This window comes from Streptomyces lacrimifluminis, from assembly GCF_014646095.1.
Lineage (GTDB): Bacteria > Actinomycetota > Actinomycetes > Streptomycetales > Streptomycetaceae > Streptomyces > Streptomyces lacrimifluminis.
This window is the reverse complement of record NZ_BMMU01000069.1, coordinates 1-10,508: the sequence shown is the minus strand read 5'-3', so window position 1 is coordinate 10,508 and position 10,508 is coordinate 1. Positions and strand designations below refer to the sequence as shown.

Below are 10,508 nucleotides of genomic sequence, written 5' to 3'. Positions count from 1 at the left end.
GGGCTCCACCACACCACGACGCACCATCAGACAGCCACCCACCCAACAACGTGACAGCGCCCCCGCCAAGGGTCCCGTCGCGCACGGATGGCCGGACCAGACATGGACGCTGGCGCGCATCAAGACGTTGATCGGGCGCAGGTTCCACAAGAGCATGACGCTGTCGGCGATCGCGCAGATGCTGCACCGGCATGGTTTCAGCCACCAGGTCCCGGCCCGCCGAGCAGTCGAGCGAGGCGAGGAGGCCGTGGCGGGCTGGGTGAAGGAGACCTGGCTGCAGGTGGAAGGTCCGTGGCGGCGCTCGACGCCTGGCTGTGCTTCGAAGATGAAGCCGGCTTCTCGATGACGCCGCCCACCAGCCGGACCTGGGCCAGGCGCGGACACACACCCCTCATCCGGGTCAGGGGACGCTCTCAGCGCCGCTTCTCCATCGCCGCTCTGGCCTGCTACAAGCAAGGCGAACGCTCACGGCTGATCTACCGGCCGAAGCGGCACGTCGATCACAAGGCGGGGCGGCAGACGCAGTTTCACCTGGACCGAGTACCGCGACCTGCTCATCGCCGCGCACCAGCAGCTCGGCGCACCCATTGTGCTCGTGTGGGACAACCTCAACGTGCACAAGGACCGCCGGCTACGGGAGTTCGTCGACACCCACGACTGGATCACCTGTTACTTCCTGCCGTCCTACGCACCGGACCTCAACCCCGTCGAGGGCATCTGGTCCCTGCTGCGACGCAGCAGCCAGGCCAACACCGCCTTCACCGACCCCGACCACCTCATGAGCGCACTTCGACACGGTCTCCGCCAGATCCAGTACCGCAGCAACCTCATCAACGGATGCCTCGCCGAAACCGGACTCACCTTGACGACACCACGGCGACAACGTCAGTAATTCATCGACGGCCCCCAGTTGCGGCATATGAGTGACCGGCGTTGACTGGAATTACCTCGATGACTAGCGAGAGTCGGATGTGATTTTCGCCGCCCACTCTTCAGCGCTTCGTCGTCAACTCTCCCGCGCTGCGCTAGTCGTGCCCGCCACCAAGCAACCAGCTGGACGTGCCGTACGACCACGGAACGCTCATGCTGGCACCCGCCATCGGAGGCCCACAATGACACACGTCCGTTCTGCCTGCAGCCCACTGTCCCGGACCATGGCCCTGCTCATCACGGCCGCCTTGACGTTTTCCCTCGCGGTAACGTTCACGCTCACCTCAGCGAAACAGGCGGTAGCCTGCCAAATCGCAAGTAAACTTCCAGGAAAGTGGTATTCAAGCGATGACAGGCTGAGCCGCATCCTCGTATGGGTTTCAGACAGCTGCGGCCTTTACATCCAGGCCTATTCCACGTGCGATCACGACGCGACGAAGGACTGTGTCTGGGACAAAGGCCGGTCGAAGGAGCTGTTCCCCAGCAAGTACGTCGCGGGCGCCCGGTACGCCATTTACAAATGGAACAACGCGAGCGAGCAGCTGCTCCTGCGGCCGGAGTCGACCGGCTTGTCGGTTCAGGAACGCATCGATTGGAGTTCCGGCGCGACAGAGCACTTCACCGTGCATATGCACAGGTGATTAGCTAGCAGGGCCTCTGGTCCACACTCAGCTGCCGCGATCGAGTGCCGAGAGCGAGGCGGTGTTTCCTCAGGCGGGCGGCGAGGAAGCGGAGGGTTGAGCTGGACAGTCGACGCCGGACGGCGTAGACAAGCATACGAAGCCTCAGGTGGATACGGTTCTCTTGGTCGAAAACCCATCCACCAGAGGCTTTAGTCGTTTGTCAGGCCAACTGTCCAAGTCACGCGGGAGGTTGGAAAGGCTCACAGTCGAAGTAGTGATCGCCATCCAATCCGAACGCCCGTATGACGTCGGGTACTTTGACGACGCTCATCGAACTGCTGGGCCCCAAGAATCACGAGTCGGTGGCCGGATCATCCGGATCTGCGAACTTAGGGCATCCCCATCCTCGCCGACCGCGCCTACTAGCGGAACCGTGCCTGGCTGGGGAGGACTTCGCATAACCGACGGCAGGTCCCACTGCCACTACCGAACCGCTCCTCCTCCCCCCGTCCGAGAAGCGCTTCAGCAGGTATTCGTACGCTCCGGCGTCGTCGGCCGGGCCAGCAACCCCGTCAGCACCTCGAACAATGCCCGCACCGGCGCCTGTCAGCAGCTGCGGCGGCTGCGCCAGCGTCACCAACAATTCGCCGACCACCTCGGCATCGCCCTTCACACCGGGAACCGATTCGCTCCCCGCGAGTGGCGGGAGCGAGTCGACCTCGAGTTCCGCCAACTCCTCGCGTAGCCATCGGGCTTGTCGCTCCGCCGCCTCCGGATCCGAGCCATCGGCCAGCACCCGCAATACCAGCTCCGCCCTCGTACCACTCGTACTCTCGCCCCGCCGTCCAACCGCTCCATTGCCGGTCATCATCCTCAGAGAGGCGGCATGCCAGCGTCCAGGAATTGAGGAGGAGTGCAGCCAGTGATGTCATCAGCTACGCGGGCCGTTCTGGGCTCGCTGCCCCATCCGCTCCCAGAACCGTCTCAGGCCGGCCAGATCTGTGTGCCGCTGCCATGGGGCTTCGGGCCGGAGGCGGGACCGGGACAGCAGGGTGAGCTGCGCCCGGCAGAAGGCTTCGCTCAGTTCTACGCGCTGGCTGTCCAGCCCTTTTGGCGGGTAGGGGCACAACTCGAATGCGCAGTCGTCGCGGCAGTTGGACCCGGCTTGGGAAGCGGCGGTGCCCATGGCGGTGCGGCTCGGGTCGAGCGGGCGACGGTCCCGGGTCAGACACGGCGGCAGGTCTGGCCGAGCGGTGTGGCGCAGTCGTCGCGCTCGGTCCTGGGGCCAGTCCCCGCGTTCCGCGACGTTGAGCAGCAGCATGGCGTCGGCGAGGAGTTGCTGGGCACGTGGATGCAGGGTGCTCCATCCTGTGGAGGGCGGAATCCAGAGTTGGTGCTTGCGTACTTCTCCGCCTGCGGCTGTCTGCGAACCGACGACGGCGGCCACGCCGGATTCGTCGATCCACAGGAATCGCTCCGGCCGGCGGGTTTTCAGGGCCCAGACGCAGAGCTCGGCAGCTGCCTCGACGAAGGGGTGCTGTGGTGTTCCGTCCGGTAGGGCGAGCCACTGGCGGACCTGTTGCGTGGGGTCGGCGCCGTGCTCTCCGGGGAGGGGCGTTGTCGTGGTGTGGTCGGGGAGGTCCCACAGTGTGAGCGCGTGCAGCAGTGTGAGGCGGGTGAACCAGAACCGGGCGCGTTTGAGCATGTCCCATGCCTGCTCGCTGAGGTATTCACGTGCTTGTGGGTGGGCGTGCGGGTGCCGGTGGCGGCGGTTGGCCGCGTATTTGAAGCCTTGGGCGAGGGCGATTTCCAGCGGTAGGTCGAGGGTGGATGCGCCGTTCGTGTCGGGGGTGCCCACGCGTCGCACCCAGCTCTCGAGGATTTCGTAGGGGGTGTTGTTGTGGCGGCGGGTGGTGACGGATCCTACGAGCAGGGGGACCAGCCATGCGCACAGGGTGTTGTCCCTCCATTTCCGTTCTTCCTCCTCGCGTTCGTCCTCCTCGCGCCGGAGTGCGTCGCGCCGTTGTGCCTGTCGTTCTCGTGTTTCCCGTCGGGTGCGCGCGATGTTGCCTTCGCTCCTGCGGTGTTCTCTGCTCTCCTGTTCGAGGACGGCCTCGGGCTGCTGGCTTTCCCATAGGTCAACCATCCACTCCGATTCGCGTTCCATCGGCGGTTCCTGGACGAGTTCAGGTCCGCGCAGGCGGGGCTCGAGGACCTCAAAGGCGTTGTCGCCTCCCGCCCCGATCTCCTGTGCGATGGCCAGGCGGACGCGGTACGACCGTTCGAGGCGTGCGATCTCGAAGAGTTCCGGGTAGGCGGGTTGCATGGTCTTTCGGCTGGCCACGGTACGCATGGCCTCGCCGAAGCGGGAGACGAGGAGTGTCTTTGCCGCCACGAGCGTGTCCGGATCATGGGCGCGCAGGTCCGACCAGGACGTTGTCAGCTGCATGGCGATCCGGTGCTGCTGAGGTTCGGCGTCGACACTGTCGATTTCGAGCGCCGCGGCGTACATCTGAATCGCCTTGGTGTGCAGGGTGCGGCCGAAGACGTGCTGCGGATCTGCCGGGTCGCGGGGCGAGGCGTCCGGTCTGCCGTCCCTGTGCGCCTGCGCCCGGCAGGCCGCGCGCAGGAGGAGGTCGCGCGCGGCAGACACGGGGCACCAGGCGTCGCCGTCCGCGTGGGCCTCTCCGTGCGGACACGACCCGTCCAGTGTGCGGGAGTGGAGCACCAGGGCGATCAGCAGTTCCCGTCCCGGGTTCTCCAGCGCTGCCGGGAAGTATGAGCCCGGGGTCGGCTCTTCGGGTACGTCCGGATGGATCACCGCGTTGAGGAACCGGGCACCGAGGTGGGCCTGGATCACGCTGTGCTGGAATCGGGCCTGGTTTCCGTTGATGAGTTCGACCAGGTCCATGCGCATGCCCCAGTGAGCGGCGAGGCGGACATCGAGCCGGCTGCCCTGAACGCGCCGTGCCAGCTCCCGGACGATCTCCGGGAAGCGGGACCGTGTGGGGTCCTGTTCATCAACGACGTCGGCGAAGCGGGCCTCGGAGGAATCGTCGGCCAAACCCACGCAGGCAAGCGCGGACAGGTAGTCGAGCGTGGCTTGACGCTCGTCCTGGCCGAGCGTGATTTCAGGCATCAGGCGTCCGGTGACCAGTGCGCGGAGCCAGGTGTCGAGCAGATGGAAGCGGAGCCCCGCCCGATCGGCCCCGCGGGTTTCCACGCCCTCTTCGCCGAAGTGGCCGGTGAGGGCGCGCTCGAGCAGGCCATGCTCGTGGAGGTCGTGGGCGACCTGCAGATAGGTCGGGGCTTCGGCGATGCCGGCTTTCTCAACGATCCAGTCGAGCCGCTGGCGGTCCTCGGCCGCTGTGCCGGAGGAGATATAGGTGAGGGCTGCCTCCTCGCTCAGCGGCTCAAGAGCAGTCAGCGAGGCATCCAGCCCGCGCAGCGAGTCGTGCGGACGTGAGGTGATGATCAGCGGCAGCCGCTCGTCGTTGGCGCGACGGATCGCCAGCCTGATGACGGTGTCGCGCTGCTGGGCCAGCTCCTCTCCCACCAGGGCGTCTTCGAGGCCGTCGGCCAGGACGACGATGCGGCCCTGCTGGCACAGTCGTCGCCACACCTTCTCCGCCTCGCCGCTGGAGCGAATGTGTCCCTGTACCTCGCGGCAGAAACGTTCGAACGCCAACTGGCGAAAGTCCAGGTCACTCGATGTGCCGCGTAGCCGCAACGGGACCGGCACGGCGCCCCGCCTCGCCAGTTGCTCCGTCAGCAGGACGATCAGCGCAGTCTTGCCGGTGCCGACCCCGCCGATGACAACGTGGGTGCGGCGGAAGCGGCTGTCCCGCAGGTCCTCCATGAGAACCTCGCACAGCTGGTCGCGGCCGACCACCCGGCCGAAGATGCCGCCAGCCGTTTCCACCAGGTCCTGTGGAGCCTCCACGGCCTTCCTGAGGTAGGCCCTGCTCACAAGCGTGAACCGGAAGAGGAGGTACGCGACCGTGGCCAGCGCCAGCGTGAGGAAAGGCATGAAGACGCTTTGCAGGATGCCGCAGGACAACTGGCTCTTGTCGCACTGCTGATCGGCCCACTGGATGGGCGACCAGGACCGGTCCGCGACACCCAGCGTGACCATGGCCGTGACCACTAGGCACAGCAGGGCGAGCGCGCCCAGCAACGTCAGGCCGAGGAGGGGAAAGTACCAGCGGCCCTTGCGCCCCCTCCACCTGCGGGCGCGGTCGTAGCCCCGTTCCATCAGCCGTCGCGAGAAAGCCCTGTCGAGGTTCACCCGAGAGTGATTCCACGCCGGCCGCAGAATGTAGCCGCCGTGCCGCGTCTTCGACACCTCGCGCGCCGACATTCACCCATCCGAAGCCGGCGAAGGCCCGAGGGCTGGCCCAGTGCGGAGGCAGGGCAGAAGCATCACTACCTGCTACGAGAAGACGTGGCTTCGCCCCCTCACATCGGATAGGGGCTGTATGACCGAGTCCCCCGTTGAGCGGGGGCAACGCGCCTTTGCTACGGGCACCGCTTGGCGGTGGTGACCGTGCCAGCGCCGGGCACTCCGTGCCGATCCGGACTTCAGATGGCGAAGACGTGACCGTTCTGGCCCCAGCCGGCCACCACGCCGTCGTCGTACATGGTGAACGGGCCTCCGGACTGGCCGTCCCACCGCCTGTACTGTGCGGGATCGGCGAGTTTGATCGGCGTGATGCCGGTGACAGGGGAATCCAGTTTCAGGAGGGCTATGTCGTCGCGCCCGCCCACGTAGGCGGGGTACGAGTGGATGGCTACGGTGTCCCGCACCTGCCCTCCGGTGTCCCGGACGTTGGTACCGACGCGCACCGTGATCTCGCCGGGATTCGCACCACCCATACGGTGGGCCGCGGTCAGGACCCAGTCGGGCTTGATGAGGGTCGCTGTGCACCAGGTCGGCGCCAAGGTGTAGTTGATTTTCGCAACGAAGTCGAAGGAATGGTCGGTGACGTTGTTCCCGCCGGTGATCGCCTGAGCGGACTGCGGCGTCAAGCACATCAGTCCCGCGGTGATCAGACCGCCGACGAGTCCCAGACGCAAGGAATTTCTGACAGCTGTGTGACGCCTGCAAGACTATGGCTCGGCCTCGTCTCGTCGACTGTCGCGTCCTACCCCACCAGTGTTACGCGCTTCGCCCGGCAGCGGCGTTCCGCACGTCGTCCTCGTGAGGGACGGGACGTTCGAAGCCGCAACCGGGTGGGCGTGCGGGGCGGGGTTCGAAACAGCCCCGCACGCAGCGATGTTCCTCATACGGTGAAGGGCCGCTGCTGCAGGAACTCGTTGTTGGCGCTGCCTGTCACGAAGAGGCCGGGGCTCTGATTGGGCGGCATCCTGCGGAGGATTTCACGTTGGAAGGACTTGTGTCCGCCGGTGAACTTCCCTTCGCTCCACACTTCGCGGAGCGTGCCGGTGAACAGCCCGTTCTCCCAGCCGTCGGCGGCCAGCTGATTGTCTGCGCAGGCGGAGATGAGCAGAACGCTGGCCGCCAGTTCGAGGGTGTCCTTCGGATTCAGGTTCCGCTGGATCGTGTCGTAGAGGTTCTTGTCCCTCGCGTACGCCTCGTGCTGGGTGGCTGGCGGCATGACCCGGGAGGTGACCTCGATGTGGTCGGGGTCGCGCGTCTGGTACTGCTCCTCCATCGCGTCCGGGGTGAGGATGTTCCGCACCGCTTTGACGGCCGACTCGCTGTGGCAGCAGTCGAAGTAGGCAGAAATGCGCACCCCTTCGGCGAATGCCTCGAACTCCTTGTACAGCTCGTCGTCGATGAACTCCCGGTCGTAGAGGACCAGGGTCTCGTCGAGACGGTCGGGCTCGTCCTCGGGCCCGTTCTTGTCGGGCACCTGGCCACCGTGACCCGAGTAGGTGAGGAGCAGGATGTCGCCGGGCGTCAGTACCCTGGCCGCCCTGCGGAGCTCGGCGGTCACATTGTCGACCGTCCCGTCTGCCGTGAGCAGCATCGTGCGGTCGCCGTAGCCGGCGTTTCGGGCGATCTGTTCCATGTCGCGGGCGTCGTTCTCGCACGCGTTGAGCTTGCCATCCCACCCGCCATATTTGGCGGGGTCGACGCGGTTGAGCCCGATGTGGAGTGATATGCCGTTGGCCATGGGGGCCTCCTTCCCTACGGACGGGAAGCGTCCGGAGTGGATTCCCCGAGCTCTGGGCTAAACACCCATTCCATCTAACAGTATCTAATGTTGCGTCATACGGCGCCTTTTGAGGCTTTTTGTGGTGCGTCCGGTAGCACGGCACGGTAGTGAAAAGACTATGCCTACTCCTCCCGAGAACCCCTCGCTGGCCAGCGAGACCGTCAGCCTCCAGTCACTGGCGAACCGCACGGGCTACGACGAGGACTTCCTTGGCGTCAAGGTGCCCCTGCCCCTACCCGCGCAAAACGGTGTCGAGACAGTCGTCCTGCCGTACACGCACTTCAGCGTCATCTTCCGCCCCGACCGGCGTCTCGCCGCCGCAACTGCCGTCGCCATCGACGGCACGCAATTGACGAATATGGACCGCGACGACAACTGGCAGTTCGACCCGCGCCTGCCCGAGAGCCAGCAGGCCGGCCACCTGGTCTACCGCGACAATCCCCTGGACAAGGGGCACATGGTCCGCCGCCTCGATCCCGTCTGGGGCGACAGGACGGAAGCAGCCGCAGCCAACGCGGACACCTTCCACTACACCAACGCCGCCCCGCAGATGGACATCCTCAACCAGGGCAAGAAGCTGTGGCTGGGGCTGGAGGACTTCCTCCTCGGCCACGCCAAGTTGTTCGCACGCAAACTGTCGGTGTTCACCGGACCGGTACTGGAGGATTCCGATCCCGCCTACCGCGGCATCAAGGTCCCGCTCCGGTTCTGGAAGGTCACCGCCTTCATCCAGAACGGCCACCTGTCCTCCACCGCCTACATCCTGGATCAGACACCCGACCTGTCGAGGGATGCGGCTGCCCGGGCCATGGCCGAAGCGGAGCGGGCCGGCGATCCTCCCCCGCTGGGCGCCTTCCGCACCTTCCAGGTACCGGTGGCCGACGTCGCCGACATCACGGGCCTGGACCTTGGCCCGCTGCCCGACGCCGACCTGCTGCCCCAGGCAGTACGAGCCGCGCGCCGCTGGACACAGCTGGAGTCGTACGACGACATCAGCCTGCACCAGTAAGAACCAACGGTGGCTGCGCCCGACGGCGCACCGCCGATTGCGCCCCGCATGTGACTGGCCTGCACCCGCCACATGCGGGCAACGCCCTGCTCTGGTCGGCAGAACGGCCGCGGGTCCGCCGGAGCCGGCCCTCGGACTCTGCGGCCTGGCACGTAGAGGCAGGCGGGGCGCCGACGGGCGCCGGTACTCCGTTCGGCCTAGCCTGCGAGAAGGGGGGTGACTCTCATCGATTTTCTGGTCGTCATGGTGGTCTGCCTCCCGCGTGGTGATGTGCTGGGTGGCCAGCACCTGCCGGTCGGGCGGTCTGAACCGTGATGGCGCCTGAAAGACGGCAAAGCCCCTATTGGGACACGCCTTGTGGTTGGCCGACGCGGCGAGGGCCGGCGATCCTCCGCCTCTGGGTGCCTTCCGCACCTTCCGAGTGCCGGTCGCCGACGTTGCGGAAATTACGGGTCTGGACTTGGGGCCGCTGCCGGACGCTGACCGACTGCCTCGTGCAGTTCGCGCCGAGAAGCGCTGGACGCAACTGGAATCACTCCAGGACATCGTCGTATAGAGGCATCTGCCTTGCGCACATCTGGCCAGCGTGTGTGCTTCTGTACCACCCTCTCGTCGAAGCCGTGGCTGGGCGGGCTGTCGTTCGGTGCGCGGATCAAACTCCGTACACGTGCAACGGCAGTCCTGGAGTGGCGAATCGGGTGAACAAGGCGGATTCTGGCGTAGACCGCTCAAATCTTCTGTGAAAGGAGCCTTGTATGACGACACACGAGATCCCTACGGACCGAGCCCTCTCCGCCGAGGAGGGGGTCGAGCTCAAGAAGCGCATCGCTGAGAGTAAGGCGACCGGACAGTGGCACTGGATGGGGAACTACGGAAGCCCCTACGACGTGATGGCCGTCGCGAACGCCGCACCGAAGTGTGAGGCTGGCGAACTCATCACCGGTTTCCATGAAAACGGTCTGATCCCGACGTTCATGTACCGCTAGCGGCGCGTACCCCCGCGAAAAACGCCCCCTCCACCAGCCGAACGAAGCGCCCTCGTGGAGGGGCGTTGCTAGTGCTGGATTCAAAGGAAGTACACATAGAGGCGGCGTAAGCGCCTGGTGGGTGGTGCGGGTCTGCCCCAGATCCAGGGCCGGGCACGGGAGTTGAGCTGGTCGGTGGCGACGTTGGTGGCATGGGTGATGTGGCCCGGGTCGCCGAAGGAGCGTCCGGCCAGGGCGGTCTTGCGGAAGATGCGCCACCAGCCTTCTTGGAGGTTGAGCCAGCAGGCGCCGACCGGGATAAAGACGTGCTTGATGCGTGGGTGGTCCTCGAGCCAGGTGCGGGTGGACACGCTGTTGTGCGAGGACAGATTGTCCGTGATCACGTAGATGTCCCCGGCGGGGGTGGCCTCCTCGACCAACTGGAGAAACCGCTGGTAGAAGACGCTGTTGCGGGACGTGGCGGTCAATCGTGACTGCTTGACCGTCGTGGACGCGTAAGGCGCCGTAGACCCAGGTTTTCTCCGGCCCCCGGGAGTAGTCGATCTCGTTCTTGATGCGGTGCCCGTCCGGCGACCAGCCCGGTCCCGGTGGGAAAGCGCGGGGGATCACCGGGCCGAGTTCGTCGGCGCAAACCATTGAGCCTTTTCCATCCTCAGTCTGAGCTGGCCAGATGGAGGGTGAGGACGGCTTGGACGAGGCTCGTGATCCGTGTCGTCGAGCAGCGGAGCTTACGGAGGAGCCGCCAGGATTTGAGGGTGGCGAGGGCTTGCTCGACCAG

At 65.8% G+C, this 10,508-nt stretch carries 7 protein-coding genes and 2 pseudogenes; 4 read left to right on the top strand and 5 right to left on the bottom strand.

The genetic code is table 11. The features are described from left to right. Positions 1–64: 64 nt before the first annotated feature. Positions 65–892, top strand: a pseudogene (locus IEY89_RS39345) (IS630 family transposase); the annotation flags it as partial. A gap of 262 nt (positions 893–1,154) precedes the next feature. After that, complete coding sequence (locus IEY89_RS39340; RefSeq protein ID WP_189152329.1) at positions 1,155–1,571, top strand: hypothetical protein; 417 nt, start codon at positions 1,155–1,157, stop codon at positions 1,569–1,571. A gap of 913 nt (positions 1,572–2,484) precedes the next feature. Here the strand turns inward: IEY89_RS39340 and IEY89_RS39335 are convergent. The 3 genes from IEY89_RS39335 to IEY89_RS39325 form a co-directional block, all read right to left on the bottom strand. Beyond that, positions 2,485–5,841, bottom strand: coding sequence for an ATP-binding protein (locus IEY89_RS39335; protein WP_189152328.1), 3,357 nt, complete (start codon positions 5,839–5,841; stop codon positions 2,485–2,487). A 293-nt stretch (positions 5,842–6,134) separates the two neighbouring features. Continuing rightward, entirely contained in the window at positions 6,135–6,629 is a 495-nt protein-coding gene (locus tag IEY89_RS39330) for a S1 family peptidase (protein ID WP_229695710.1), read from the bottom strand. A 206-nt stretch (positions 6,630–6,835) separates the two neighbouring features. Then, positions 6,836–7,693 carry a caspase family protein gene (locus tag IEY89_RS39325; RefSeq protein WP_189152326.1) on the bottom strand — a complete coding sequence of 286 codons (858 nt, stop codon included), beginning with the start codon at positions 7,691–7,693 and terminating at the stop codon, positions 6,836–6,838. A 160-nt stretch (positions 7,694–7,853) separates the two neighbouring features. Between IEY89_RS39325 and IEY89_RS39320 the strand changes: the two genes are divergently transcribed. After that, positions 7,854–8,744: a DNA/RNA non-specific endonuclease gene (locus tag IEY89_RS39320; protein WP_189152325.1), complete on the top strand. Its 891-nt coding sequence runs from the start codon at positions 7,854–7,856 to the stop codon at positions 8,742–8,744. A 755-nt stretch (positions 8,745–9,499) separates the two neighbouring features. Continuing rightward, positions 9,500–9,730 carry a hypothetical protein gene (locus IEY89_RS39315; RefSeq protein WP_189152324.1) on the top strand — a complete coding sequence of 77 codons (231 nt, stop codon included), beginning with the start codon at positions 9,500–9,502 and terminating at the stop codon, positions 9,728–9,730. Between the two features lie 80 nt (positions 9,731–9,810). On the opposite strand, the gene IEY89_RS39310 is transcribed toward IEY89_RS39315, so the two are convergent. Both IEY89_RS39310 and IEY89_RS39305 read right to left on the bottom strand, forming a co-directional pair. Then, on the bottom strand, positions 9,811–10,197 hold the full coding sequence (locus tag IEY89_RS39310) for a transposase (RefSeq protein WP_229695709.1): 387 nt from the start codon (positions 10,195–10,197) through the stop codon (positions 9,811–9,813). Positions 10,198–10,382: 185 nt separating this feature from the next. Next, positions 10,383–10,508: pseudogene (locus tag IEY89_RS39305) on the bottom strand (IS5/IS1182 family transposase); the annotation flags it as partial.

Coding starts and splice junctions, on each gene's coding strand:
- IEY89_RS39340 (WP_189152329.1), top strand. CDS start 1,155: ATGGCCCTGCTCATCACGGCCGCCTTGACGTTTTCCCTCGCGGTAACG.
- IEY89_RS39325 (WP_189152326.1), bottom strand. CDS start 7,693: ATGGCCAACGGCATATCACTCCACATCGGGCTCAACCGCGTCGACCCC.
- IEY89_RS39320 (WP_189152325.1), top strand. CDS start 7,854: ATGCCTACTCCTCCCGAGAACCCCTCGCTGGCCAGCGAGACCGTCAGC.
- IEY89_RS39315 (WP_189152324.1), top strand. CDS start 9,500: ATGACGACACACGAGATCCCTACGGACCGAGCCCTCTCCGCCGAGGAG.